Here is a 26,538-nt window from a genome sequence, read left to right as displayed (position 1 = left end):
GAATAAGGCGGGCTTATGCTGCCCGCTATTGGCCTAAATTACTGCGCATAGCCCGCAACAAATGTGCCGATCAGGCGGACAAAGTCGTCTGTCACCATCGCCGCGCATTTCAACGTTTGTTCGTGCGAAAGCTCGACGTCGCTCAGACCCTCTGCCATGTTAGTGATGGCGGAAACCGCCAGCACTTTCAGGCCGCAGTGACGAGCAGCAATCACTTCAGGCACCACCGACATCCCTACCACGTCGCCGCCGATCATTTGCATCATGCGTATTTCAGCGGCGGTTTCGAAATTAGGCCCCGGATAGGAAACGAATACGCCTTCGTGCAGTTTTAGTGATAAAGACTCGGCGGTTTGATGTAAGCGGCTACGCAGGTCGGCGTCATAGGCGTTGGCAAGGCTGAAGAAACGTGGGCCAAAGCGCTCATCATTGGGACCCACCAGCGGCGTAGAAGGCATGGTATTAATGTGATCGTTGAGTGCCACCAGACTCCCTGCTGCAATCCCCGTATTCAGAGAACCGGCCGCGTTGGTGCAAAATAGGAATTCACACCCCAGAAGTTTGAAGGTACGTACCGCTGGCGTCATGATCCCCATGCCTTTGCCTTCATAGAAATGGCCGCGCCCTTTCATACAGACAACGTCTACGCCGTTGATGGAACCCAACACTAACTCTCCGGCATGGCCGACGACGGTGCTCACGGGAAAACCAGGCAGATCCTGATAGGAAATAGCAACTTTGTTATCAAGCTGGTCGGCAAATACGCCTAAACCAGAGCCGAGAATGAGCGCAATGCGTGGTTTGAATCCGGGCTTAGCCGCGCGGATGATCTCTGCGGCATGAAAAGGGAAATTATCACAATGTGAGAAAGACATAGTCGACTCCAGAACAGGAAAGGTATGCCCGCATTGTGTGTATGGCTTCGATTGGCAATCCAATATTAAAAATGCTTTGATTGATACGAAAATCGAATTGATAGTGCGTTTAGGCAATTTATATTTCAGATTCAGCGCATTGTGAAAGCGCCGAGGAAGAGGTGCTCGCGGATGGGTGCCAACTCAAATTGCCATTCTGTGATCGGAATCTCACTGGCGGATTTATTGACGGCAGTGTTGTCTTTGCGCATAAGTTAACGTAGTGATTGATTATTTGTGGGTGAAATCCATAGGGAGGCGGTCTTGCAAAAAGCACGATGTTATCTGTTAGGTGAACGCGCGGCGGTGTTAGAACTTGAGCCCCCTTTGTCTTTAGAGAGTCAAAAGCGTATTTGGTCGTTAACCACGCGTCTGCGCGAGTATCCGAACGTAGCGGAAGTGATCCCCGGCATGAACAACATTACGCTGCTGCTATCGGTACCGCAGGCCGATCCGGTTGAAGCGCTGGAAAAACTACAGCAGTGGTGGGAAGAGAGCGAGTCTGCCCAGCCAGAGGTGCGCCACATTGATATTCCCGTGATTTATGGGGGAGCAGAAGGGCCCGATCTCGAAGAGGTGGCTCGGTTGCATAATCTGACCGCACGTCAGACCGTCGAGCTGCACAGCAGCGCCGAATATGTGGTCTATTTCCTCGGTTTTCAGCCGGGATTTGGCTATTTAGGCGGTTTGCCTGAGGCGTTGCATACGCCACGGCGCGCTGTTCCCAGAGTTAAAGTACCGCAGGGCTCGGTGGGTATCGGCGGCAGCCATACCGGCGTTTATCCGTTAGCCTCTCCCGGTGGTTGGCAGATTATTGGCAATACGCCGCTGGCGTTATTTGATCCTCAGGCTTCGTCATCAACCTTGCTACGTCCCGGTGATAGCGTGCGCTTTGTACCGCAGAAGGAGGGAGTATGTTGAAAATTATTCGTGCGGGTCTACAAACGACGGTACAGGATCAGGGGCGTCATGGCTTTCGTGGACAAGGCGTGAGTTTAGGCGGTGCCTTGGATGCGCCCGCGCTGTACGCCGCGAATATCTTGGTAGGAAATAAAGGCACTGACGCAGGGCTTGAGATCACCCTAGGTGAATGTACGGTGGAGTTTGCCCGTGATGGCTGGATGGCGTTAACCGGTGCGGGGTGCGATGCCTATCTGGACCAGCAGCGTATTTGGACCGGCTGGAATTATCCGGTTCGGGCAGGACAGCGTTTGGTGTTACACCGTCCTAAGCGCGGCATGCGCAGCTATCTTGCCGTCAGCGGAGGGATTGATGTGCCCGAAGTGTTGGGATCGCGAAGCACCGATCTCACTGGGGGATTTGGCGGATTGGAAGGGCGTAAATTAAAGGATGGCGATAGCTTGCCTTTAGGTGACATTCACTTTGTGCCGAAAAAATCCCAAGGTATTAAGCAACTACTTTTCAACAACTATATCCGTGTGTTGCCGGGGCCAGAGTTTCAGGAGTTTAGCCCGCAGGAGCAGGACTTTTTCTGGCGTACACCGTGGCATCTGAGTCCGCAAAGTAATCGTATGGGCTATCGCTTAACCGGACATTCGTTGAAGCGCGAGAGTTCACGCGAGATGTTTGCACATGGTCTATTGCCCGGCGTTATTCAGGTGCCGCACGGCGGTCAGCCGATTGTGCTGATGGCTGATGCGCAAACCACCGGCGGATATCCGCGTATTGCCTGTGTGATCGAAGCCGATCTCTATCATTTGGCACAGATCCGCCTCGGTGAGCCGATTCACTTTATTCGTTGCACGCTGGCACAGGCGCAGCAGGCGTATAAAGAACAGAGAATTTATCTGCGCCAGCTTGAGCGAGGGATTCAGGGTGATTGATCTCAATGCGGATTTAGGCGAAGGCGGGGCGAACGACTACGCGCTGCTAAAGCTGGTTAGCTCAGCCAATATCGCCTGTGGATACCACGCCGGTGATGATGCAACCATGCGACAGTCGGTTATTTGGGCCAAGGAGTTGGGCGTCGATATCGGCGCGCATCCGAGTTTTGCTGACCGAGAAAACTTTGGCCGCAGCCGTCAAAATCTGCATCCCGATGAGGTTTATCAGTTGGTCACTGAACAGCTTCATGCGCTCAATCGACATTGTTTGGCGCTGGGTGCCACCCTGCGGCACGTTAAACCCCATGGCATGCTCTACAACCAAGCTGCGGTTGACCCCGCGCTGGCGCATGCCATTGCGCGTGCCGTGCTGGATTTCAACCCCGCGCTGCGGTTGGTTGGTCTGGCGGGAAGCGCGCTGATAAGTGAGGGGCAAGCATTAGGCTTAACCACATGGCAGGAAGTTTTTGCCGATCGCAACTATCAGGCTGATGGTAGTTTAGTTCCGCGTAGTGAACCTGATGCGCTAATCACCGACGATCAACAAGCGCTGCGCCACACCCTGATGATGGTGCAGCATCATCAGGTTGTTACCCCTCAGGGCGATATTGTGCCTGTTCAGGCTGACACCGTGTGTTTGCACGGCGACAATGCACATGCGTTGGATTTCGCACGTTTGTTACGCGCCCATTTTTCACAGCAAGGGATTAAGGTCAGCGCTGAGTGAGGTTTGGCACGCTATGCCGATCGCGCTATTCTGGCCTTAGGTTTTAGCCAGATTAAGAGAGTTCAGATGCCAGAAGGCCCAGAGATTCGTCGCGCTGCGGATAAGCTCACCGATGCCGTAGTAGGCAAAACGCTGACCGAAGTATGGTTTGCGTTTCCGCAGTTAAAGCATTATCAATCACAGCTGGTCGGCGAAAAAATAGAAGATATTGAAACGCGTGGCAAAGCGCTACTGACACACTTTTCCAATGGCTTAACCATGTATAGCCATAATCAGCTGTATGGGGTGTGGAAAATCGTTGATGCGGGCGAAACGCCGGATACCAAACGCGATCTGCGCGTTCGTCTTGAAACTGAAGATAAAGCCATTTTGTTGTATAGCGCGTCGGATATCACCATCGCACCGCGCGAGGAGATTGCGCAGCATCCGTTTTTACAACGCGTTGGACCGGATGTTTTAGATTTGCGACTGAATGCGGCGCAGGTCAAAGAGCGTTTGATGCAGCCTGCGTTTCGCCGCCGTCAGTTTGGCGGGTTATTACTGGATCAGCGTTTTTTGGCGGGCTTAGGTAACTATCTGCGGGTTGAGATTTTGTGGGATGCTGAACTGGCTCCAACGCATAACGCTCAGTCGCTGCGTGAAGATCAGCTTGAGCACTTATCCCATGCGCTGTTGGATATTCCTCGCCTTTCGTATAACACCCGTGGAACGATGGATGACGACGTGCATCATGGTGCACTGTTTCAATTCAAAGTCTTTCACCGCGCCGGTGAACCTTGTCTGCGCTGCGGTGAGATGATTGAGAAAACGATGATTTCGTCTAGACCGTTTTATTGGTGCCCGAATTGCCAGCGGTGATGGTTAGGAATAATACGCCATCCCAGTCCTCCCCTTGGTCGGGGAGGGAGCAGATCGAAATAGGTTCTCGGTATGCTTATCCCCCTGAAAAGGGGGAGTCTGGGAGGGCGTTTTAGCTAAATTATTTCTTCAACTGAGACGCAAACGGACGTTTGTCGTAACCGGTGTACAGCTGACGAGGACGCGCAATTTTAATGCCGTCGTCGTGCATTTCGTTCCAGTGGGCAATCCAGCCTACGGTACGTGCCATAGCGAAGATAACGGTAAACATTGAAGACGGAATACCCATAGCTTTCAAAATGATGCCTGAGTAGAAGTCGACGTTTGGATACAGTTTTTTCTCGATGAAGTACGGGTCGTTCAGCGCGATGTGTTCCAGCTCCATCGCCACTTCCAGCAGGTCATCTTGCAGGTTCAATTCTTTCAGCACTTCGTGACAGGTTTCACGCATGACGGTAGCGCGTGGGTCATAGTTTTTATAAACACGGTGACCGAAGCCCATCAGGCGGAAAGAGTCGTTTTTGTCTTTGGCACGACGAACAAACTCTGGAATGTGATCAACTGAGCTGATTTCTTCCAGCATCTTCAGTGCCGCTTCGTTTGCACCGCCGTGCGCAGGTCCCCACAGCGAGGCAATACCCGCAGCGATACAGGCAAATGGATTAGCGCCGGAAGAGCCCGCGGTACGAACGGTTGAGGTTGAAGCGTTTTGTTCGTGGTCAGCGTGCAGGATCAAAATACGATCCATCGCGCGCTCAAGAATTGGGTTGACCACATATTCTTCACATGGCGTTGAGAACATCATGTTCAAGAAGTTGCCGGAGTAAGACAGGTCATTCCTCGGATAAACAAACGGTTGGCCGAGTGAATACTTGTAGCACATCGCCGCCAGCGTTGGCATTTTTGACAACAGACGATAAGCCGCAATCTCACGATGGCGCTCGTTATTAACGTCTAAGGAGTCATGGTAGAACGCCGCCAGAGAGGCGGTAACACCGCACATCACCGCCATTGGGTGAGAGTCACGACGGAAACCGTGGAACAGACGGGTAATCTGTTCGTGGATCATGGTGTGGCGAGTGACCGTGGTTTTAAAGGTTTCGTACTCTTTTGGCGTTGGTGCTTCGCCGTAAAGCAGGATGTAGCAAACTTCCAAATAGTTGGAGTTTTTTGCCAGCTCATCGATAGGGAAACCGCGGTGTAGCAGGATGCCTTCGTCACCGTCGATATAGGTGATTTTAGATTCGCAAGAGGCCGTGGAGGTAAATCCTGGGTCAAACGTGAAGTAGCCCTTTGAACCGAGGCTACGAATATCAATCTCATCCGCACCTAACGTGCCCGAAAGTACATCAAGTTCAATTGTTTCGGAATCGAGCGTCAGCGTCGCTTTCTTGTTAGCCATTACAGTCTCCTTAGCGCCTCTAGATTTAAGAACCATTAACGACCGACACACCGTTAGTGGGTACCAGCCTCCCTGTTAGCGGTTCTTCGCGCTCTGTTGACCACCGTCGAATGTCGTGGGGGTCTTAAATTATAGGGTACAGAGTGCAATTTATCCTGCTAACGGCCAGTTTGTCGTTCGACGACTACTCGCTCGTCGATGTTTAGAATGTTAATGATTCGTTGGTATTCTTTATAACATAATTAATTATTGCCTACGCTAAACCTATGGGTATTCACATATCCCACTGTTGCATAACTTTGCATTTGGGGAAAGAGTTTGCTCATCAATAGTACAACGTAGGTCTATTTGCCACCCTGTTGTAACGGAAATGTTGATTCCTTGTCAAATCATGTAATTAATTTTGGCGTATTTGTTACTTTCGTGACTCATGTCACTGTTCCGGTCAAATGTCTTTAATCAGGTTGTATTCGAATTGTAATCAAATTGTGATACTTCTATACTGCCGCCAGGTCTCCGGGACTTATTGTTTTTTAGGGTTGTACCCTCTAAGAAACTGCCCTGAAGTAGGAGCACCCAGCGTGAATATGAAGCGCGCCGTTTTAGCACAGTGGAAGCTGTAGGCGCGTGACGTGATGGATTACCCAACTTATTGGGTTGCGATAGGTAAACGCCGAAGCAACTTTAATCAGACAGGTAAAGCGCTGCTTGACCCCGCCCAGGCCCGGAGGAAGGAAAAATAATAAAAGAGCTGTGTGGGCGCTATGATAAAAAATGTCAAAAAGCTTTCAAAAAAACAAAGACCCGTCAATCTGGATCTGCAAACGATCCGATTTCCCGTCACTGCGATAGCCTCCATATTACACCGCGCTTCAGGTGTGATTACCTTTGTATCACTCGGTATTCTGCTTTGGTTACTGGGACTTTCTCTTTCTTCTCCAGAAGGGTTTGTTCAGGCCGCAGCGGTTATGGATAGCTTTATCGTTAAATTCATTGTGTGGGGCATCCTCACCGCATTGGCGTACCACATCTGTGGTGGTATTCGTCACATGTTGATGGATTTTGGCTACATCGAAGAGAGTTTCGCCGCAGGTAGTCGCACAGCTTATGTTTCATTTGCGATCACCGTCGTACTTTCTATTTTAGCTGGAGTCCTCGTATGGTAACCCCAAACTCAAAAACCAGTGCATCAGCCTTAGGCCGTAATGGTATTCATGATTGGTTACTGCTGCGTGCGGCGGCCATCGTTATTACCTTATATGTCCTCTACATTCTCGGTTTTATCTTCACCGCAGATTCTCTGACCTATGAAATCTGGCGCGGATTCTTCGCCTCTAACATCACTAAAGTCTTTACCGTGCTCACGTTGGTATCAATTCTGGCTCACGCTTGGATTGGTATGTGGCAAGTGTTAACGGATTACATTAAACCGCTGGCATTACGGCTGATTTTGCAGCTGATTATCGTTGTCGCGTTAGTGGTTTATTTGGTTTATGGAACATTAGTTGTGTGGGGTGCCTAACATGAGTCAGTCAGTTAGTGGTCTTGAAGTAAGAGAATTTGATGCTGTTGTTATCGGTGCGGGTGGCGCAGGTATGCGTGCCGCGCTGCAAATTTCCCAGATGGGACTGTCTTGCGCTCTGTTATCTAAAGTATTCCCGACGCGTTCTCATACCGTATCCGCTCAGGGCGGTATTACGGTTGCACTGGGTAACACCCATGAAGATAACTGGGAATGGCATATGTATGACACGGTGAAAGGCTCCGACTATATCGGTGACCAAGACGCCATTGAATATATGTGTAAAACCGGCCCAGAGGCGATTCTAGAATTAGAACACATGGGGCTGCCATTCTCGCGTTTAGACGATGGCAAAATTTATCAGCGTCCGTTTGGTGGCCAGTCTAAAAACTTTGGCGGCGAGCAAGCGGCACGTACCGCAGCGGCGGCTGACCGTACCGGTCATGCGCTGTTGCATACGCTTTATCAGCAGAACCTGAAAAACCACACCACGATTTTCTCCGAGTGGTATGCGCTGGATCTGGTGAAAAACCAAGACGGCGCCGTGGTTGGCACAACGGCTATCTGTATCGAAACCGGTGAAGTGGTTTACTTCAAAGCGAAAGCCACAATTTTGGCGACCGGCGGTGCAGGGCGTATTTACCAGTCAACCACTAACGCGCATATCAACACCGGTGACGGCGTGGGTATGGCGCTGCGTGCCGGGGTTCCGGTGCAGGATATGGAAATGTGGCAGTTCCACCCAACCGGTATCGCCGGTGCGGGGGTTCTGGTTACAGAAGGTTGCCGTGGCGAAGGCGGTTATTTGCTGAATAAACACGGTGAGCGTTTCATGGAGCGTTATGCGCCAAACGCGAAAGACCTTGCTGGTCGTGACGTGGTTGCACGCTCCATCATGATTGAAATTCGTGAAGGCCGTGGCTGTGATGGCCCTTGGGGGCCGCATGCCAAACTGAAACTGGATCATCTGGGCAAAGATGTGCTTGAAGCGCGCTTGCCGGGGATCTTGGAACTGTCGCGTACCTTTGCGCACGTGGATCCGGTGAAAGAGCCGATTCCTGTTATCCCAACCTGCCACTATATGATGGGTGGGATCCCAACCAAAGTCACCGGTCAAGCATTAACCGTGAATGAGAAGGGTGAAGACGTCGTGATCCCTGGGCTGTTTGCGGTTGGCGAAATTGCCTGCGTATCGGTCCATGGGGCTAACCGTCTAGGCGGTAACTCACTGCTCGACCTCGTGGTATTTGGCCGTTCTGCTGGCCTGCATTTGCAAGAGTGCCTGACCGAGCAGGGTCCAAGCCGCGATGCGAGCGAATCTGATATCGAAGCTTCTCTGGATCGTATGAATCGTTGGAACAACACCCGCAGCGGTGAAGATCCGGTTCAAATCCGTAAAGATCTCCAGTCTTGCATGCAGCACAACTTCTCGGTATTCCGCGAAGGTGATGCGATGGCGAAAGGCTTGGAAGAACTGAAAGTGATCCGTGAGCGTCTGAAAAGCGCGCGTCTGGACGATACTTCTAGCGATTTCAATACCCAACGCGTTGAGTGCTTGGAATTGGATAACCTGATGGAAACTGCTTTTGCGACCGCAGTTTCAGCGAACTTCCGTACCGAAAGCCGTGGCGCACATAGCCGCTTCGACTTCCCAGATCGTGATGACGCTAACTGGCTGTGCCATAGCCTGTATCTGCCGCAAACCGAGAGCATGACACGCCGCAGCGTGAACATGGAACCTAAGCTACGTCCGGCGTTCCCGCCGAAGATCCGTACTTATTGATTGTTCCATCAATCACTCGGTTAGTTACCCATTTTTTGCGGAGAAACGGTCATGAAAGTAGAGTTTTCTGTATATCGCTATAACCCGGACGTCGATAACGCGCCACGGATGCAAGATTACACCCTAGAGGCCGAAGAAGGCCGCGACATGATGCTGCTCGATGCGCTGATTTTGCTTAAAGAGCAAGATCCAACGCTGGCCTTCCGTCGCTCTTGTCGTGAAGGGGTTTGCGGTTCTGACGGTGTGAACATGAACGGTAAGAACGGGCTGGCTTGTATCACGCCGGTTTCAACCCTACAGCGTTCAGGCAAAAAAATTGTGATCCGTCCGCTACCAGGTTTGCCCGTCGTGCGCGATCTGGTGGTCGATATGGGGCAGTTTTACACCCAATACGAAAAAATTAAGCCTTATCTGCTTAACGACGGTAAAAATCCTCCGGCACGTGAGCATTTGCAGATGCCGGAACAGCGTGAGAAGTTAGATGGTTTGTACGAATGTATTCTTTGTGCATGCTGTTCAACCTCATGCCCATCGTTCTGGTGGAACCCTGATAAGTTTATCGGCCCAGCGGGTCTATTGGCATCGTATCGTTTCTTAATCGATAGCCGTGACACCGAAACGGATAGCCGTTTAGACGATTTAGACGACGCTTTCAGCGTATTCCGCTGCCATAGCATTATGAACTGCGTCAATGTGTGTCCAAAAGGCTTGAACCCGACCCGTGCAATTGGTCATATTAAGTCTATGTTGCTTCACCGCAGCGCGTAAGGCTTACCCCGTCATACTTCAAGCTGCATGGGTATTGGCTGCGTTTGTTTATCCTAGTCACATAGTTATCTCTGTGACTAGGGCTTCACAAACTTGCCGCTTACATGCAACTCGAATTATTTAGGGGATATTTATTTAAAATTCCAGCGCTTAGCGTTGGATTTATGCGAACCTCTCCCTCCTTGAAAAGGGAAGATGAGAGGGGTTGCAATAGGTAGTACTAAGACGTAAGACACATTTTTGCAACAGGTGATGTATCTTCGTCACAAAAAGCACATAGAGTCATCTGACGATAGGTGCAATTACTATAAGATAGTTACGGTAAAGTAATTGCGATGTATGTAATTACGATAAATGTTTTTAATAACACTCGGTTGGATGCGAGAATTTGTTAAAAGCATGATGTTTATCACGGCGAAAACTAAAGCTGAAAACAGCTTAAGGGATCATGATGCAGAACGGCGCAATGAAGGCCTGGCTGGATTCCTCCTATCTGGCGGGCGCAAACCAGTCCTACATAGAGCAGCTCTATGAAGACTATCTCACCGATCCTGACTCGGTGGATCTGAGCTGGAAGGAAATTTTCCAACAGTTGCCGACGATCGGCCTGAAATCGGAACAATTCCACTCTCAAACACGAGACTACTTCCGTCGTCTGGCGAAAGACCCGTCCCGGTTTAATCTCTCTCTAAACGACCCTGATACGGATGCTAAGCAGGTCAAGGTGTTGCAGATGATCAACGCCTTCCGTTTCCGTGGTCATCAACAAGCCAATCTGGATCCATTAGGTTTGTGGAAGCAGGATGCGGTGCCCGATCTGGAACCGTCCTACCACAGCCTGACCGAAGAAGATTTTGATCAGACGTTCAACGTTGGTTCTTTTGCCATCGGCAAAGAGACAATGAAGCTGTCCGATCTGTATCAGGCGCTTAAGCAGACTTATTGTGGTTCCATCGGTGCAGAATATATGCACATCACCAACACGGAAGAAAAACGTTGGATTCAGCAACGTTTGGAATCTGTTGTCGGTCAGCCTTCCTTTACTCAAGAAGAAAAACAGCGTTTCCTGCGTGAGTTAACCGCAGCGGAAGGGCTGGAGCGCTATCTGGGAGCAAAATTCCCTGGCGCGAAACGCTTCTCACTGGAAGGCGGCGACGCGTTGGTGCCTATGCTCAAAGAGCTGATCCGTCATGCCGGTAAGAACGGCACGCGTGAAGCCGTTCTCGGGATGGCGCACCGTGGCCGTCTGAACGTGCTGATTAACGTGCTGGGTAAAAAACCGCAGGATCTGTTCGACGAATTTGCCGGTAAACATAAAGAACACCTCGGTGCCGGTGACGTTAAGTACCATATGGGCTTCTCGTCAGACGTTGAAACCGAAGGCGGTCTGGTGCATCTGGCGTTGGCGTTTAACCCGTCGCATCTGGAAATTGTGAGCCCGGTGGTCATGGGTTCGGTACGTGCCCGTCGCGATCGTCTGGACGAAGCGCGTAGCAATATGGTTCTGCCAATCACCATTCACGGTGATGCGGCAATCGCAGGCCAAGGCATTGTGCAGGAAACGCTGAACATGTCTCAGGCGCGTGGTTACGAAGTGGGCGGTACCGTTCGCATCGTTATCAACAACCAAATCGGGTTTACCACCTCTAATCCGAAAGACGCGCGTTCAACTCAGTACTGTACTGACATCGCGAAAATGGTTCAGGCGCCGATCTTCCACGTTAACGCGGATGATCCTGAAGCCGTTGCCTTTGTAACGCGTTTGGCCCTCGATTTCCGTAACACCTTTAAACGTGATGTGATGATCGATCTGGTGTGCTACCGCCGCCATGGTCATAACGAAGCTGATGAGCCAAGTGCAACCCAGCCGGTTATGTATCAGAAAATCAAAAAACATCCGACCCCGCGTAAAATTTACGCTGATAAGCTGACCGAGCAGAGCGTTGCCTCTCTCGAAGATGCCACGGAAATGGTTAACCTGTATCGTGACGCGTTGGATCGCGGCGAGTGTGTGGTGGACGAGTGGCGTCCGATGAACATGCATACCTTCACATGGTCTCCTTACCTGAACCATGAGTGGGATGAAGTTTATCCAAGCACCGTTGAGCTGAAACGTTTGCAGGATTTAGCTCGTCGTATCAGCCGTGCACCAGAATCGGTTGAAATGCAGTCGCGTGTGGCCAAAATTTATGGCGACCGTGCCGAGATGGCTGAAGGTAACAAACTGTTTGACTGGGGCGCGGCTGAAAACTTGGCCTACGCCACCTTAGTGGATGAAGGTGTTCCAGTACGTATTTCTGGCGAAGACTGCGGGCGTGGTACGTTCTTCCACCGCCATTCAGTGATTCATAACCAGAAAGATGGCTCCGTTTATATTCCGCTAGAAAACGTGCATAACGGCCAAGGTGATTTCAAAGTTTGGGACTCCGTGCTGTCTGAGGCCGCTGTTTTAGCCTTTGAATATGGTTATGCCACCGCAGAGCCTCGCACGCTGACCATCTGGGAAGCGCAGTTTGGTGACTTTGCCAACGGTGCGCAGGTGGTGATTGACCAGTTCATCAGCTCCGGCGAGCAGAAGTGGGGTCGTCTGTGTGGCTTAGTGATGCTGTTGCCACATGGCTATGAAGGCCAAGGTCCTGAGCACTCCTCTGCGCGTTTAGAACGCTATCTGCAACTGTGCGCTGACCAGAATATGCAGGTTTGTATTCCGTCTACGCCGGCTCAGGTTTATCACATGCTACGTCGTCAGGCGCTGCGCGGAATGCGTCGCCCTCTGATTGTTATGTCGCCTAAATCCTTGCTGCGCCATCCGTTAGCGGTATCTTCTTTGGAAGAACTAGCAAACGGCAGCTTCCAGCCGGTGATTGGCGAGATTGATGAAATCGATCCAAAAGACGTTAAGCGTGTGGTGATGTGTTCCGGTAAGGTTTACTACGACCTGTTGGAACAACGTCGCAAAAACGAACAGAAAGACGTGGCGATTGTGCGTATCGAACAGCTGTATCCATTCCCTCACCAGGCGATTCAGGATGCATTTGCCCCTTATGCCCACGTACACGATTTTGTCTGGTGTCAGGAAGAACCACTGAACCAAGGTGCTTGGTACTGTAGCCAGCATAACTTCCGTGAAGTGATTCCTTTTGGAGCATCGTTGCGTTATGCGGGGCGTGCGGCATCGGCTTCGCCGGCTGTGGGTTATATGTCGGTTCACCAGAAACAGCAGCAAGATCTGGTTAACGACGCGCTGAACGTGGAATAAGAGTCTGGGCGCATAAGCGCCCAGTTCTGCAAAAAAATTGGTTATAAAAAAGGATATAGCATGAGTAGCGTAGAAATTCTGGTCCCTGACCTACCTGAATCCGTTGCCGACGCTACGGTTGCAACGTGGCACAAAAAACCGGGCGATACCGTTGCCCGCGATGAAGTGATCGTTGAAATCGAAACCGACAAAGTTGTTCTGGAAGTGCCAGCGCCGGAAGCCGGCATTATGGATGCCATTCTGGAAGAAGAGGGTGCAACCGTACTTTCTCGCCAGCTGTTGGGGCGTTTGCGTCCGGCTGATGTATCCGGCAAACCGACCACTGACAAAGCGCAATCGTCTGAATCAACCCCGGCTTCACGCCATACGGCGGATCTGGAAGACGGTAGCAGCGATGCACAAGGCCCAGCCATTCGTCGCCTGTTAGCCGAGCATTCTCTGAATGCCGCTGATATCAAAGGCACCGGCGTGGGTGGCCGTCTGACCCGTGAAGACGTTGACAAACATTTAGCTTCAGCACCAAAAGCTGCCAAAGCGGCTGAGCCTGAAGCACCTGCTGCGGCTCCGTTAGGTGCTCGTACTGAAAAACGCGTTCCGATGACTCGCCTGCGTAAGCGTGTGGCTGAGCGTTTGCTGGAAGCGAAAAACAGCACCGCGATGTTGACGACCTTTAACGAAGTCAACATGAAGCCAATCATGGACATGCGTAAGCAGTACGGCGAAGCGTTTGAGAAACGCCACGGTGTGCGTCTGGGCTTTATGTCTTTCTACATCAAAGCGGTGCTGGAAGCGCTGAAACGTTACCCAGAAGTGAACGCCTCTATTGATGGCGAAGATGTGGTTTATCACAACTACTTCGACGTCAGCATTGCCGTATCCACGCCGCGTGGCTTGGTAACGCCAGTGCTGCGCAACGTTGATACGTTGGGTATGGCTGACATTGAGAAAAATATTAAAGAACTCGCGGTGAAAGGTCGTGATGGCAAACTGAAAGTTGAAGAACTGACCGGCGGTAACTTCACCATTACCAACGGCGGCGTATTCGGCTCACTGATGTCTACTCCGATCATCAACCCACCGCAGAGCGCGATTCTGGGCATGCACGCGATCAAAGATCGTCCGATGGCGGTGAATGGTCAGGTTGTGATCCTGCCAATGATGTATCTGGCTCTGTCTTACGATCATCGCCTGATCGATGGACGCGAATCCGTAGGCTTCTTGGTTACGGTGAAAGAGATGCTGGAAGATCCGGCTCGTCTGCTGCTAGACGTATAAGCCAAGTCTCCTCCCCGTGCTCCTTTCAGGTGTGCGGGGAATGGAGAACCCCTACTGAAGTAAAGACGCTATGCACTGATTCGCTAACAGCGGGTCATATCCACAAATATAATTAAATGGATAGAACATCATGAATCTACACGAATATCAGGCCAAACAACTGTTTGCTCGGTATGGTCTACCGGCACCGGTCGGTTATGCCTGCACCACACCTCGCGAAGCAGAAGAAGCAGCATCCAAAATCGGTTCCGGCCCGTGGGTGGTGAAATGTCAGGTTCACGCTGGTGGCCGCGGTAAAGCGGGCGGCGTTAAGCTGGTTAAATCTAAAGAAGAGATCCGTGCTTTTGCTGAGAACTGGTTAGGTAAGCGTTTAGTGACTTACCAGACAGATGCGCTGGGTCAGCCGGTTCACCAGATTCTGGTGGAAGGCGCAACGGACATTGATAAAGAGCTGTATCTGGGCGCGGTTGTCGACCGTGGCACGCGTCGCGTGGTGTTCATGGCATCCACCGAAGGCGGCGTGGAAATTGAGAAAGTGGCTGATGAAACGCCACACTTGATCCATAAAACTGCACTGGATCCACTGACTGGCCCACAGCCTTATCAGGGGCGTGAGCTGGCATTCAAACTGGGTTTGACGGGCAAACAAGTCGGTCAATTCACCAAAATCTTTATGGGCCTGGCGACGCTGTTCCTTGAGCGCGATCTGGCTTTGGTTGAGATTAACCCGCTGGTTATCACCAAGCAGGGCGATCTGATCTGTTTAGACGGCAAACTGAGCGCTGACGGCAATGCGCTGTTCCGCCAAGCTGAGCTGCGTGAAATGCGCGATCCTTCTCAGGAAGATGCGCGTGAGTCTCAGGCTGCACAGTGGGAACTGAACTACGTTGCACTAGACGGCAACATCGGTTGCATGGTGAACGGTGCTGGCTTAGCGATGGGTACCATGGACATCGTTAAATTGCACGGCGGCGAACCTGCTAACTTCTTAGACGTTGGCGGCGGTGCAACCAAAGAGCGAGTGACCGAAGCGTTCAAAATTATTCTCTCCGACGAGAAAGTGAAAGCGGTGCTGGTCAATATCTTCGGCGGCATTGTGCGCTGTGACCTGATCGCTGATGGGATTATCGGTGCCGTAGCTGAAGTGGGCGTTAACGTACCGGTTGTGGTTCGTCTAGAAGGTAACAACGCTGAGCTGGGTGCGAAAAAACTGGCTGACAGTGGTCTGAATATTATTGCAGCGAAAAGCTTAACGGATGCTGCGCAGCAGGTTGTTGCTGCCGTGGAGGGGAAATAATGTCCATTTTAATTAATAAAGATACCAAAGTGATCTGCCAAGGTTTTACCGGCAGTCAGGGCACCTTCCATTCTGAACAGGCTTTGGCCTACGGTACCAAATTAGTTGGCGGTGTTACGCCAGGTAAAGGCGGCACCGAACATCTGGGTCTGCCGGTATTTAATACCGTGCGTGAAGCGGTTGAAACGACAGGTGCAACGGCGTCGGTTATCTATGTTCCTGCGCCTTTCTGCAAAGATTCCATTCTGGAAGCGATTGATGCAGGCATTAAGCTGATCATCTGTATCACTGAAGGCATTCCGACGCTGGATATGCTGGTGGTGAAAGCGAAGCTGGAGCAGAGCGAAGCACGCATGATCGGTCCAAACTGCCCAGGCGTTATCACTCCGGGTGAATGTAAGATCGGTATCATGCCTGGTCACATCCATCTGCCGGGTAAAGTGGGTATCGTGTCTCGTTCTGGCACCTTGACCTATGAAGCCGTTAAGCAAACGACAGATATCGGTTTTGGCCAGTCTAGCTGTGTCGGTATCGGAGGTGATCCAATCCCAGGTTCTAACTTCATCGATATTCTGAAATTGTTCCAGGAAGATCCGCAGACTGAAGTGATTGTGATGATTGGTGAAATCGGCGGTAACGCTGAAGAAGACGCTGCTGCATACATTAAAGAGCATGTGACTAAGCCAGTTGTAGGCTACATCGCGGGTGTTACTGCGCCTAAAGGTAAACGTATGGGCCACGCTGGCGCCATTATTGCCGGTGGGAAAGGCACTGCGGACGAAAAATTTGCAGCGTTGGAAGCGGCTGGGGTGAAAACCGTGCGCAGCTTGGCCGAAATTGGCAACGCAGTGAAAACAGTATTGCGTTAAGTCTTGTTCAAACATCACGTTTGAACGCTGTTTATTGAAAGAAACAGAAAAGTTTCGACATGTTGGGTCACTTCGGTGGCCCTTTTTTATACTCAAAGCAACGACATTCCGTATCGCGGTTAAATGACCGCTGCAATTCCTTCGCCACGCGGAGAAAAATGGCGATATTTTATGCTACATCAACTCTACGCTATTGCTTCTTTCGCCATTAACTTCTTACCTGTTTGCGTAACGTTTCCGCTTTGCTTACTGACGATTTGTCACGTTGCTTTATTACTCTGTTATTGAAAATAGCGTGCAATGAAAATAAAAAATCACGGAAAAGAAACAGCATGCCGAATAAATAACAATCAATTAACAATAAGTAACCATGAATACGTTTATGATACTTTTACTTAACATAGATCAATGAAATTCCTATAAAAAAATGCCAGAAATAGTGCCTTAAACAGAGTGTTTTGCTAATCTTGTCGCAGATCAATTTTGGGTAATTATAACCATTTGCCTAAAACGTGACCTAAATACACAAATCTAATTCCTAACATGAAAATACCTATTTATTGTGTGGGAATGGCGGGGTACTATTTACTCGTCTGTAATACTGAGTCGTTTTTATTGTTATATTTGTTATCTTCCTTCGGTTTTTCGTTTCAAACGTTTTCTGAACTATGCTGATGGAGAGGTTTTTACCTCAACACCCGTTGCTAAGATTTGGAAAGCGTAGGCTGCCGAGAATTGGGGGAGGTTCCAATTTGTTGTTGAAGGGCATTCACTGCTGGTAGTTATGTGACTTCCGTACTCGAACGGGAGCCGTGTTGCCGCAAGTCGGAGTCTTCCTGCGAGGAGCAAGGAGTCAAGATGTTGGATATTGTCGAACTGTCACGGTTACAGTTTGCCTTAACGGCGATGTACCACTTCCTGTTTGTGCCACTAACGCTAGGTATGGCGTTCTTGTTGGCCATTATGGAAACGGTATACGTTCTTACGGGCAAACAAGTTTATAAAGATATGACTAAGTTCTGGGGCAAGTTGTTTGGTATCAACTTTGCGCTTGGGGTTGCCACGGGTTTAACCATGGAATTCCAATTCGGGACTAACTGGTCATACTATTCCCATTACGTTGGAGACATCTTTGGTGCGCCGCTGGCCATTGAAGGGTTGATGGCGTTCTTCCTTGAATCTACCTTTGTTGGTCTGTTCTTCTTTGGCTGGGATCGTCTGGGCAAAGTGCAGCACTTAGCAACAACATGGTTAGTCGCGCTGGGTTCTAACCTGTCCGCACTATGGATCTTGGTTGCTAACGGCTGGATGCAGAACCCAATCGCTTCGGATTTCAACTTCGAAACCATGCGTATGGAAATGGTGAGCTTCTCTGAGCTGGTATTAAACCCAGTTGCTCAGGTGAAATTCGTTCACACCGTTTCTGCGGGCTACGTGACCGGTGCCATGTTCGTTCTGGGTATCAGTTCCTACTACTTGCTGAAAGGCCGTGATTTCGCCTTTGCTAAGCGTTCATTTGCTATCGCCGCGGCGTTTGGTCTGGCTGCGTCTCTGTCTGTTATCGTTCTGGGTGATGAATCCGGTTACGAGATGGGTGACGTACAGAAAACCAAACTGGCAGCGATTGAAGCAGAGTGGGAAACCCAACCGGCTCCAGCATCGTTTACTCTGTTTGGTATCCCTAATCAGGAAACCATGACCAACGAATATGCGATTCAAATTCCTTACGCACTGGGTCTGATCGCGACGCGTTCGCTTGATCAGAAAGTGACTGGCCTGAAAGAGCTGATGGCTCAGCATCAGGTTCGTATCCGTAATGGTATGAAAGCTTACGAGTTGCTGCAGGAACTACGTACCGGTAACACCGATCCTACCGTGCGTGATGCCTTCAACAAATCCAAGCAGGACTTGGGCTACGGTATGCTGCTGAAGCGTTATACTGATAACCCATCTCAGGCAAGTGAAGAGCAGATTCAGGCCGCAACCAAAGACTCTATTCCTAAAGTTGCTCCGTTGTACTTCGCCTTCCGCATCATGGTGGCATGTGGCTTTGCGCTGTTGCTGATCATTGCACTGTCCTTCTGGAGTGTTGTTCGCGGTAACGTGGGTAAAAAACGCTGGCTGCACCGTGCGGCATTGCTGGGTATTCCTTTACCTTGGATTGCCTGTGAAGCGGGCTGGTTTGTTGCTGAGTATGGCCGTCAACCATGGGCTATCGGTGAAGTATTGCCGACCGCGGTGGCGAACTCTTCTCTGACAACGGGCGATCTGCTGTTCTCCATTATTCTGATCTGCGGTCTGTACACGCTGTTCTTAGTCGCAGAAATGTATTTGATGTTCAAATTTGCTCGCTTGGGGCCAAGCAGCCTGAAGAGCGGTCGTTATCATTTTGAACAGACGAATGCAGTAGAAGCGCGCTAACAGGAGTCCACGCTATGTTTGATTATGAAGTATTGCGGTTTGTCTGGTGGCTGCTCGTTGGTGTGCTGCTGATTGGATTCGCAGTCACCGATGGTTTTGATATGGGGGTAGGTGTGCTCTCCCGTATCATCGGTAAGACCGATACCGAACGCCGTATTATGATTAACGCGGTTGCCCCTCACTGGGAAGGTAACCAAGTTTGGCTGGTAACCGCGGGTGGTGCGCTGTTTGCTGCATGGCCAATGGTTTACGCGGCTGCATTCTCCGGCTTCTACGTTGCTATGATTTTAGTGCTGGCATCATTGTTCTTCCGTCCGGTTGGCTTTGATTACCGCTCTAAGATCGAAAGTACACGCTGGCGTAACATGTGGGACTGGGGCATCTTTATTGGTAGCTTCGTGCCTGCATTAGTTTTCGGCGTGGCATTCGGTAACCTGCTGTTGGGTGTTCCATTCCATATTGATGAATACCTGCGTCTTTACTACACAGGCAACTTCTTCCAACTGCTGAATCCGTTTGGTCTGTTGGCGGGTGTGGTTAGCTTGACGATGCTGCTGGCTCAGGGTGCAACCTATCTGCAAATGAAAACCACGGGCGAAGTGCACTTGCGCTCTCGTACGGCGGCGCAGATTTGTTCACTGGTCATGGCAGTAGCGTTCTTGCTGGCAGGCGTTTGGCTGGTGAAAGGCATTGATGGTTATGTGATTACTTCTGCTATCGATACTGCGGCACAGTCTAACCCGCTGCGTAAAGAAGTCGCTCATCAGGCCGGTGCATGGCTGTTGAACTTCAACAAGTATCCAATCCTGTGGGCTCTGCCTGCGCTGGGTGTGGTACTGCCGTTGCTGACAACATTGTGCTCACGCGTTGAGAAAGGTGGCTGGGCGTTCCTGTTCTCCTCTCTGACCATTGCCTGTGTGATCCTGACCGCCGGTGTGACCATGTTCCCGTTCGTGATGCCTTCTATCACCAACCCAAGCATGAGTCTGACCATGTGGGATGCGACGTCTAGCTTGCTGACTCTGCAAGTGATGACCGTGGTTGCGATTATTTTTGTTCCAATTGTGCTGCTGTACACCATCTGGTGTTACTACAAAATGTTCGGCCGTTTGGACAAAAAATATATCGAAGAAAACACGCACTCACTTTATTAAGGAGCGATAACCATGTGGTATTTTGCCTGGATTTTAGGAACGCTTCTGGCTTGTTTCTTCGCTATCATCACTGCGATGGCGATTGAAAACAGCGAAGCCAAGGCAACGGCGAAAGACGCCGAGTAATGGCTAACTTATCTGATAAGCTCTATCAGATCATGGACAAGGGCCCGTTACGGGCCCTTTCACTGGTTCTGGCATTAGTGGTGGCGTTTTGTGTTTTTTGGGACCCATCGCGTTTTGCCGCCAAGACCAGTGAGCTTGAGATTTGGCAAGGGCTATTAATTATGTGGGCGGTTTGCGCTGGTGTGATACATGGCGTAGGTTTTCGTCCTTACCGCAGTCTATGGAAAGCTGTGTTCTCTCCATTGCCTGCCGTAATTATTCTGCTGGCCGGTTTGTTACACTTCTTCAGTTAACGTCAAGAACGGTTAGTAATTCTTCAAAATAATTATGGGTCCATGATTGATCCATAATTATTTTCGTTCTCATCTACCTCCCCCATTCCCAACCCGTTTTCAAGTGAGTATAGTAACCGCGTTAATTTGCATTTCTGAGATGTAGAGTGAGTATTATGATCTTCCGATGGCCGGTACGTGTATATTACGAAGACACGGACGCCGGGGGCGTGGTTTATCACGCACGATACGTCGCTTTTTATGAAAGAGCGCGCACAGAGATGCTGCGCCAACATAATTTCAGTCAGCAACAATTGCTGAGTGAGCATGTCGCTTTTGCTGTCCGTCGCATGACGGTAGAGTATCTGTCGCCTGCACGTCTGGATGACATGCTAGAGGTAGAGACTGAGATTACCGCCATACGAGGGGCTTCTCTCACGTTTGCCCAACGTATCATCAATTCGCAAGGCAAAATTTTAAGCCAAGCTGATGTGTTGGTTGCATGCATCGATCAAAACCAAATGAAGCCTATTGCGCTTCCCAAGTCTATTGTCGCGGAGTTTAAGCAGTGACTGACATGAACATGTTCGATTTATTTTTGAAGGCGAGCCTGCTGGTAAAGCTTATCATGCTGGTTTTGGTGTGCTTCTCTATCGCCTCTTGGGCCATCATCATCCAGCGTACCCGCATCTTGAATGCGGCCACGCGTGATGCTGAAGCCTTCGAAGATAAATTCTGGTCGGGAATTGAGTTATCTCGTCTGTATCAGGAAAGCCAAACTCGCCGTGATAGCCTGACTGGCTCGGAGCAAATCTTCCATTCTGGTTTTAAAGAATTTGCGCGTTTACATCGTGTAAACAGCCACGCTGCGGATGGCGTGATTGAAGGCGCAACGCGTGCGATGCGCATTTCATTAAATCGCGAAGTTGAAGGTTTGGAAACGCATATCCCGTTCTTGGGTACCGTTGGTTCAATCAGCCCGTATATCGGCCTGTTCGGTACCGTTTGGGGGATTATGCATGCCTTTATCGGTTTGGGTGCTGTTAAACAGGCAACCCTACAAATGGTTGCTCCAGGTATTGCAGAAGCATTGATCGCAACGGCGATTGGTCTGTTTGCTGCAATCCCAGCGGTTATGGCCTACAACCGTCTGAATCAGCGTGTGAATAAGCTTGAACAGAATTACACCAATTTTATGGAAGAGTTCATTGCCATTCTGCACCGTCAGGCTTTTGCTACCGAATCTAAATAAGTAGGAGGTTAGCATGGCGAGATCAAGTGGCCGTCGCGAGCTCAAATCTGAAATTAACATCGTTCCATTACTGGACGTGTTATTAGTTCTGGTACTGATTTTTATGGCGACAGCGCCGATTATCACCCAGAGCGTTGAGGTTGATTTACCCGACGCAACGGATTCAAAAACGGTAAGCACCAACGACAACCCACCGGTTATCGTTGAAGTGTCTGGCATTGGCCAATATGCGGTTGTGGTTGATCATAATCGTATGGAACAGCTGCCAGCGGAGCAGGTTGTTGCGGAAGCGCAATCTCAGCTTAAAGCTAATCCAAAAACCGTATTTTTGATCGGTGGTGCTAAAGATGTACCTTATGACGAAATCATTAAGGCGCTGAATCTTTTGCATCAAGCAGGTGTAGCCTCTGTAGGGTTAATGACGCAGCCGATCTGATTGCTGCAAAAAAGCATGAAATCCGTGTTGGAATTCCTGTACTAAAGCGCTAGCATGCAGCCTGTTTATAGGCTGCGTGTTGCATTTTGCGCAGAGGATATTTGGCACTTAATTTGTTTAACTGAGCTTTTGGAAACCGGCTCCGGGATACTGGCTCTTGGAAACTGAATCGTGGTAAAGGCATCTGAGAAAAACGATAAGCTAAATCGCTCTGTCATCGTTTCAATCATTTTGCATATTGTCCTGATAGCGTTATTAGTCTGGGGCTCAATGATGCAGGATTCAACGATAAGTGCTGGCGGCGGCGGTGGCGGCGGTTCTGCCATTGATGCAGTCATGGTTGATTCCGGTGCAATGGTTCAACAGTATAATGATCGCCAGCAACAGCAGCAAAGTGATGCGCGTCGTGCAGAACAGCAGCGTAAAAAACAAGCCGAAAAGCAGGCTGAAGAACTACAACAAAAACAGGCTGAGGAACAGCAGCGTCTAAAAGAGCTGGAAAAAGAGAGAATTCAGGCGCAGGAAGATGCTAAGCAAGCGGCAGAAGACGCCAAACAGGCGGCTGAAGAAGCTAAAAAGCAGGCTGCGGACGAAGTGAAAAAGGCAGCAGAAGACGCTAAGAAAGAGGCTGCCCTAGCAGCAGCTAAAGCGAAGCAGGAAGTTGCCAAAGAGGCGGCTGTTGCTGCTGCCGCTGCGAAGAAACAAGCGGAAGAAGAAGTGAAGAAAGCGGCAGCAGAGGCGAAGAAACAGGCCGAAGCTGAAGCGAAAAAACAAGCTGCAGCTGATGCTAAGAAAGCCGCTGAAGAAGCCAAAAAACAGGCTGCTGATGAGGCGAAGAAGGCGGCTGAAGACGCTAAGAAAGAAGCCGCAGCTGAAGCGAAAAAACAAGCTGCCGCGGATGCTAAAGCGAAAGCCGATACTGAAGCTAAAGCTGCAGCCGCTGCGAAAAAAGCCGCAGATGCCAAGAAAAAGGCCGATGCCGCCGCCGCTGCGAAAGCCGCAGAAGGCGTTGACGACCTGTTTGATGGCCTCGCTGATGGCAAAAACGCGCCGAAGGGTGGGGGAGCCGCAGGTGCTGCGGGGACTTCTGGCAAAGCTGGCGCGGCAGGAAAAGGTAATAGCAAAACGAGTGGAGCTTCTGGCGCGGATATCAGTAACTACGCTGGACAGATTCAAGCGGCGATTGAAAGTAAGTTCCATACAGATCCGAGCTTTAGCGGCAAAGTATGTAACCTGCGTATTAAGCTCGCGTCAGATGGCATGCTGCTAAGCGTGACTTCTGAAGGTGGCGATCCTGCGCTTTGTCAGGCGGCGGTTGCAGCAGCGAGAATGGCGAAATATCCTAAGCCGCCAAGTGACGCCATTTACCAGATATTTAAAAATGCGCCTGTTGATTTTAAACCGAACTGATTGTCTGGTTTTGTTTGAATAACAGTGCATTAGAAAAAGCCCAAGTAAAGCAACATATAGTGTACGTAAAGTTTCGGAATTATATGATGGTTCTACTGGGCAATATGTAGTTTTGTGTGCGTTGGTTTGTTAAAATTCTGCTAAATTATCGTGGCCATCGGGGTCAGATAAGGGAGATATGATGAAGCAGGCGTTTCGTGTAGCGATGGGGCTATTAATCCTGTGGGCCAGTGTGCTCCACGCGGAAGTCCGAATAGTGATTACTCAGGGTGTCGATACCGCTCGTCCGATCGGTGTAGTGCCTTTCAAATGGATGGGACCGGGTTCTGCTCCTGAAGATATCGGTGGGATTGTCGCGGCTGACTTACGCAACAGCGGTAAATTCAATCCGATTGACACCAACCGTATGCCGCAGCAGCCAACTACGGTTGCTGAAGTGACTCCGGCAGCGTGGACGGCATTGGGTATTGATGCGGTCGTGGTGGGTCAGGTTCAGCCAAGCGCAGATGGCGGCTATATGGTTTCTTATCAGATGGTTGATACCTCTGGTAACCCTGGCAGCGTTCTGTCTCAGAATCAGTACAAAGTGACCAAGCAGTGGCTACGCTATGCGGCACATACCAGCAGCGATGAAGTTTTTGAAAAGCTGACCGGTATTAAAGGCGCATTCCGTACCCGTATTGCCTACGTTGTGCAGACTAACGGCGGCCAGTTCCCTTATGAACTGCGCGTTGCTGACTACGATGGCTATAATCAGTTTGTTGTTCACCGTTCACCACAGCCATTGATGTCTCCAGCTTGGTCTCCAGACGGTAGCAAACTGGCTTATGTGACTTTCGAAAGCGGTAAATCAGCGCTGGTGATTCAGACTCTGTCTAACGGGGCAATCCGTCAGGTAGCGTCATTCCCACGTCACAACGGTGCGCCATCGTTCTCTCCAGATGGCAGCAAGTTGGCGTTCGCGCTGTCTAAAACAGGCAGCTTGAACCTGTATGTTATGGATTTGGGCTCTGGCTCAATTCGTCAGGTTACTGATGGCCGTAGCAACAATACGGAGCCTTCATGGTTCCCGGATAGTCAAACTTTGGCATTTACATCTGACCAAGGTGGACGTCCACAGATCTATAAAGTGAATATTAATGGTGGTGCGCCTGAACGTCTGACCTGGGAAGGCTCTCAGAATCAGGATGGCGACGTAAGTTCTGACGGCAAGTTCCTTGTCATGGTTGGCACAAGCGGCGGTTCACAGCACATCACTAAACTGGATCTCGGATCGAATGCGAATCAAGTTTTGACCAGCACGTTCCTAGACGAAACGCCGAGTATCGCGCCAAATGGTACCATGGTTATCTATAGTTCTACTCAAGGACTGGGTTCCGTGTTGCAGCTAGTCTCGACCGACGGGCGTTTCAAAGCGCGTCTTCCGGCAACCGATGGTCAGGTGAAATTCCCTGCCTGGTCGCCGTATCTGTGATGCATGTATAAAAAGATATGTATAGCAAATTATAAAAGGATCAAAGAGATGCAACTGAACAAAGTTCTGAAGGGGCTGATGTTGGCACTGCCTATCATGGCTGTAGCTGCTTGTAGTTCACATAAAAATGCGAACGACGATCAATCAGCAATGGGTGCTGGCGCTGGTAACGGTATGGAAAACGGCAGCAGCAACCTGTCTTCTGAAGAACAGGCTCGTCTGCAGATGCAAGAACTCCAGAAAAACAACATCGTTTACTTCGGTCTGGACAAGTACGATGTAAGCTCTGACTACGCTCAGATGCTGGATGCGCATGCTGCTTTCCTGCGTAACAACCCATCTTACAAAGTGACTGTAGAAGGTCATGCGGATGAGCGCGGTACTCCTGAGTACAACATCGCCCTGGGCGAACGTCGTGCTAACGCAGTTAAGATGTACCTGCAAGGTAAAGGCGTAGGCGCTGATCAGATCTCTATCGTTTCTTACGGTAAAGAAAAACCAGCAGTACTGGGCCACGACGAAGCAGCCTATGCTAAAAACCGTCGTGCCGTACTGGTTTACTAATAGTTAGTAAGACGAGTATCGCATGAGCAGTAACTTCAGACTTCACTTGTTGAGTCTGTCGTTACTGGTTGGAATAGCGGCCCCTTGGGCCGCTATTGCCCAAGCCCCAATCAGTAGCGTCGGCTCCGGCTCGGTTGAAGACCGAGTCACTTCACTTGAGCGTATTACCAATGCTCAGGGTCAACTATTTTCTCAGCTCCAACAGCAACTCTCCGATAACCAGCGCGACATTGATTCTCTTCGTGGCCAAATCCAAGAAAGTCAGTATCAACTGAATCAGGTTGTTGAACGTCAAAAACAGATCCTCTTGCAGTTAGACAGCCAAGGTAGTGCTAATAGCAGTGCCAATACAGGCGCCGCAGCCGCAGATTCAGCCGCCTCAGCCTCGACGGCTTCTGATGCTTCTAGCACTGCAGCAGCCCCTGTAGCGAGCACTGCACCAGCTAGCAGTGGTGATGCCAACACGGATTACAACCGTGCGGTAGATTTGGTGTTGGTGAAAAAGCAGAACGATCAGGCGATTACGGCCTTCCAAAGCTTTGTTAAACAATATCCAGATTCAACCTATCAGCCAAATGCAAATTATTGGCTGGGGCAGCTGTTTTACAACAAAGGTAAAAAAGACGACTCGGCTTATTATTTTGCCGTAGTTGTCAAAAATTACCCTAAATCCCCGAAAGCGCCTGACGCGATGTACAAGGTTGGGGTGATCATGCAGGAGAAAGGGCAGGCTGATAAAGCCAAAGCCGTTTATCAGCAGGTCATTAAGCAGTACCCAACGAGTGATGCTGCAAAGCAGGCTCAAAAACGTATTGCTGCATCATAAGCGTATTTTCAGGCTCAGAAGTAGACGATTTGTTTAATTTATGGGCCTGAACGTACGAAGTGCAATCAATTGAACTGATTATTAA

General features: G+C 50.1%; 25 protein-coding genes. 23 read left to right on the top strand and 2 right to left on the bottom strand.

Annotated features, from left to right (window positions below):
- Positions 1–38 precede the first annotated feature (38 nt).
- Positions 39–875, bottom strand: coding sequence for a xanthosine phosphorylase (xapA, locus tag RSC70_RS17555; RefSeq protein WP_025800699.1), 837 nt, complete (start codon positions 873–875; stop codon positions 39–41).
- Positions 876–1,178: 303 nt separating this feature from the next.
- On the opposite strand from xapA, the gene pxpB reads away from it, so the two are divergent.
- The 4 genes from pxpB (at position 1,179) to nei (ending at position 4,343) form a co-directional block, all read left to right on the top strand.
- Positions 1,179–1,835: a 5-oxoprolinase subunit PxpB gene (gene pxpB / locus RSC70_RS17550; protein ID WP_046360562.1), complete on the top strand. Its 657-nt coding sequence runs from the start codon at positions 1,179–1,181 to the stop codon at positions 1,833–1,835.
- The gene (pxpC, locus tag RSC70_RS17545; protein ID WP_130998801.1) at positions 1,829–2,758 is read left to right on the top strand and encodes a 5-oxoprolinase subunit PxpC; all 930 of its coding nucleotides are present in this window, start codon (positions 1,829–1,831) and stop codon (positions 2,756–2,758) included. The genes pxpB and pxpC overlap by 7 nt, the downstream gene beginning before the upstream one ends.
- The gene (gene pxpA, locus RSC70_RS17540) at positions 2,751–3,485 is read left to right on the top strand and encodes a 5-oxoprolinase subunit PxpA (protein WP_332543091.1); all 735 of its coding nucleotides are present in this window, start codon (positions 2,751–2,753) and stop codon (positions 3,483–3,485) included. Before pxpC ends, pxpA begins: the two co-directional genes overlap by 8 nt.
- 66 nt (positions 3,486–3,551) lie before the next feature.
- Positions 3,552–4,343, top strand: coding sequence for an endonuclease VIII (gene nei, locus RSC70_RS17535; RefSeq protein WP_025800703.1), 792 nt, complete (start codon positions 3,552–3,554; stop codon positions 4,341–4,343).
- Between the two features lie 121 nt (positions 4,344–4,464).
- On the opposite strand, the gene RSC70_RS17530 is transcribed toward nei, so the two are convergent.
- Positions 4,465–5,745 carry a citrate synthase gene (locus RSC70_RS17530; RefSeq protein ID WP_304185802.1) on the bottom strand — a complete coding sequence of 427 codons (1,281 nt, stop codon included), beginning with the start codon at positions 5,743–5,745 and terminating at the stop codon, positions 4,465–4,467.
- A gap of 764 nt (positions 5,746–6,509) precedes the next feature.
- On the opposite strand from RSC70_RS17530, the gene sdhC reads away from it, so the two are divergent.
- The 19 genes from sdhC (at position 6,510) to cpoB (ending at position 26,453) form a co-directional block, all read left to right on the top strand.
- Positions 6,510–6,911, top strand: coding sequence for a succinate dehydrogenase cytochrome b556 subunit (sdhC, locus tag RSC70_RS17525; RefSeq protein ID WP_025800705.1), 402 nt, complete (start codon positions 6,510–6,512; stop codon positions 6,909–6,911).
- Positions 6,905–7,267, top strand: a complete 363-nt coding sequence (sdhD, locus tag RSC70_RS17520; protein WP_332543090.1) for a succinate dehydrogenase membrane anchor subunit — start codon at positions 6,905–6,907, stop codon at positions 7,265–7,267. Before sdhC ends, sdhD begins: the two co-directional genes overlap by 7 nt.
- Position 7,268: 1 nt before the next feature.
- On the top strand, positions 7,269–9,050 hold the full coding sequence (sdhA, locus tag RSC70_RS17515; protein WP_025800707.1) for a succinate dehydrogenase flavoprotein subunit: 1,782 nt from the start codon (positions 7,269–7,271) through the stop codon (positions 9,048–9,050).
- Positions 9,051–9,101: 51 nt separating this feature from the next.
- Positions 9,102–9,818 (top strand): succinate dehydrogenase iron-sulfur subunit, encoded by a 717-nt coding sequence (locus tag RSC70_RS17510; protein WP_025800708.1) that lies wholly within the window; start codon positions 9,102–9,104, stop codon positions 9,816–9,818.
- A gap of 451 nt (positions 9,819–10,269) precedes the next feature.
- Positions 10,270–13,077 carry a 2-oxoglutarate dehydrogenase E1 component gene (sucA, locus tag RSC70_RS17505; protein WP_332543089.1) on the top strand — a complete coding sequence of 936 codons (2,808 nt, stop codon included), beginning with the start codon at positions 10,270–10,272 and terminating at the stop codon, positions 13,075–13,077.
- Between the two features lie 60 nt (positions 13,078–13,137).
- A complete protein-coding gene (odhB, locus tag RSC70_RS17500; RefSeq protein WP_025800710.1) occupies positions 13,138–14,352 on the top strand; it encodes a 2-oxoglutarate dehydrogenase complex dihydrolipoyllysine-residue succinyltransferase in 1,215 nt (404 codons plus the stop codon).
- Positions 14,353–14,482: 130 nt separating this feature from the next.
- Positions 14,483–15,649, top strand: coding sequence for an ADP-forming succinate--CoA ligase subunit beta (gene sucC, locus RSC70_RS17495; RefSeq protein ID WP_025800711.1), 1,167 nt, complete (start codon positions 14,483–14,485; stop codon positions 15,647–15,649).
- Positions 15,649–16,518, top strand: a complete 870-nt coding sequence (gene sucD / locus RSC70_RS17490; RefSeq protein WP_040045727.1) for a succinate--CoA ligase subunit alpha — start codon at positions 15,649–15,651, stop codon at positions 16,516–16,518. Before sucC ends, sucD begins: the two co-directional genes overlap by 1 nt.
- Before the next feature lie 858 nt (positions 16,519–17,376).
- Positions 17,377–18,939, top strand: a complete 1,563-nt coding sequence (gene cydA / locus RSC70_RS17485) for a cytochrome ubiquinol oxidase subunit I (protein WP_332543088.1) — start codon at positions 17,377–17,379, stop codon at positions 18,937–18,939.
- Between the two features lie 14 nt (positions 18,940–18,953).
- Positions 18,954–20,093 carry a cytochrome d ubiquinol oxidase subunit II gene (gene cydB, locus RSC70_RS17480; RefSeq protein WP_040045729.1) on the top strand — a complete coding sequence of 380 codons (1,140 nt, stop codon included), beginning with the start codon at positions 18,954–18,956 and terminating at the stop codon, positions 20,091–20,093.
- A gap of 12 nt (positions 20,094–20,105) precedes the next feature.
- Positions 20,106–20,219, top strand: coding sequence for a cytochrome bd-I oxidase subunit CydX (gene cydX / locus RSC70_RS17475; protein WP_020303871.1), 114 nt, complete (start codon positions 20,106–20,108; stop codon positions 20,217–20,219).
- Positions 20,219–20,512, top strand: coding sequence for a cyd operon protein YbgE (gene ybgE / locus RSC70_RS17470; protein ID WP_025800715.1), 294 nt, complete (start codon positions 20,219–20,221; stop codon positions 20,510–20,512). Before cydX ends, ybgE begins: the two co-directional genes overlap by 1 nt.
- A 146-nt stretch (positions 20,513–20,658) precedes the next feature.
- Complete coding sequence (gene ybgC / locus RSC70_RS17465) at positions 20,659–21,063, top strand: tol-pal system-associated acyl-CoA thioesterase (RefSeq protein WP_025800716.1); 405 nt, start codon at positions 20,659–20,661, stop codon at positions 21,061–21,063.
- Positions 21,064–21,068: 5 nt separating this feature from the next.
- Positions 21,069–21,743: a Tol-Pal system protein TolQ gene (tolQ, locus tag RSC70_RS17460; protein ID WP_202209954.1), complete on the top strand. Its 675-nt coding sequence runs from the start codon at positions 21,069–21,071 to the stop codon at positions 21,741–21,743.
- Positions 21,744–21,756: 13 nt separating this feature from the next.
- Positions 21,757–22,179 (top strand): colicin uptake protein TolR, encoded by a 423-nt coding sequence (gene tolR / locus RSC70_RS17455; RefSeq protein WP_004096609.1) that lies wholly within the window; start codon positions 21,757–21,759, stop codon positions 22,177–22,179.
- 171 nt (positions 22,180–22,350) lie between these two features.
- Positions 22,351–23,589 (top strand): cell envelope integrity protein TolA, encoded by a 1,239-nt coding sequence (gene tolA / locus RSC70_RS17450; RefSeq protein ID WP_130971620.1) that lies wholly within the window; start codon positions 22,351–22,353, stop codon positions 23,587–23,589.
- 181 nt (positions 23,590–23,770) lie between these two features.
- Positions 23,771–25,063, top strand: coding sequence for a Tol-Pal system beta propeller repeat protein TolB (tolB, locus tag RSC70_RS17445; protein ID WP_025800718.1), 1,293 nt, complete (start codon positions 23,771–23,773; stop codon positions 25,061–25,063).
- A gap of 48 nt (positions 25,064–25,111) precedes the next feature.
- Complete coding sequence (gene pal / locus RSC70_RS17440; RefSeq protein WP_025800719.1) at positions 25,112–25,627, top strand: peptidoglycan-associated lipoprotein Pal; 516 nt, start codon at positions 25,112–25,114, stop codon at positions 25,625–25,627.
- A 22-nt stretch (positions 25,628–25,649) separates the two neighbouring features.
- Positions 25,650–26,453 (top strand): cell division protein CpoB, encoded by an 804-nt coding sequence (cpoB, locus tag RSC70_RS17435; RefSeq protein WP_063585627.1) that lies wholly within the window; start codon positions 25,650–25,652, stop codon positions 26,451–26,453.
- Positions 26,454–26,538 lie beyond the last annotated feature (85 nt).

It is taken from the genome of Hafnia sp. (assembly GCF_036648275.1).
GTDB lineage: Bacteria > Pseudomonadota > Gammaproteobacteria > Enterobacterales > Enterobacteriaceae > Hafnia > Hafnia alvei.
The sequence above is the reverse complement of the archived record's forward strand: the minus strand, read 5'-3'. Positions and strand labels throughout refer to the sequence as shown.